This is a genomic window from Neisseria sp. P0019.S002, from assembly GCF_051957155.1.
Classification (GTDB): domain Bacteria; phylum Pseudomonadota; class Gammaproteobacteria; order Burkholderiales; family Neisseriaceae; genus Neisseria; species Neisseria perflava.
Map to the genome: position 1 here is coordinate 1 of NZ_JBQCWS010000150.1, position 443 is coordinate 443.

The window sequence follows — 443 nt, forward strand, 5'->3', positions numbered from 1 at the left end:
CGCCTGAGTTCCCCCAAACGCCTTAGAATTCTCATCCTGCCCACCTGTGTCGGTTTTCGGTACAGTTCAATTCAAACTGAAGCTTAGTGGCTTTTCCTGGAAGCGCGGTATCGGTTACTTCATGTCCGTAGACACTCGTCAGCACTTCTCGGTGTTAAGAAGACCCGGATTTGCCTAAGTCTTCCACCTACCGGCTTAAACAAGCTATTCCAACAGCTTGCTAACCTAACCTTCGCCGTCCCCACATCGCATTTGAATCAAGTACAGGAATATTAACCTGTTTCCCATCGACTACGCATTTCTGCCTCGCCTTAGGTGCCGACTCACCCTACTCCGATGAACGTTGCGTAGGAAACCTTGGGCTTTCGGCGAGCGGGCTTTTCACCCGCTTGATCGCGACTCATGTCAACATTCGCACTTCTGATACCTCCAGCACACTTTAC

The 443-nt window shown here is 50.6% G+C and carries 1 rRNA gene; it reads right to left on the reverse strand.

Annotated elements, in window-relative coordinates:
- Positions 1–443, reverse strand: a 23S ribosomal RNA gene (locus tag ACTHTY_RS12030); the annotation flags it as partial.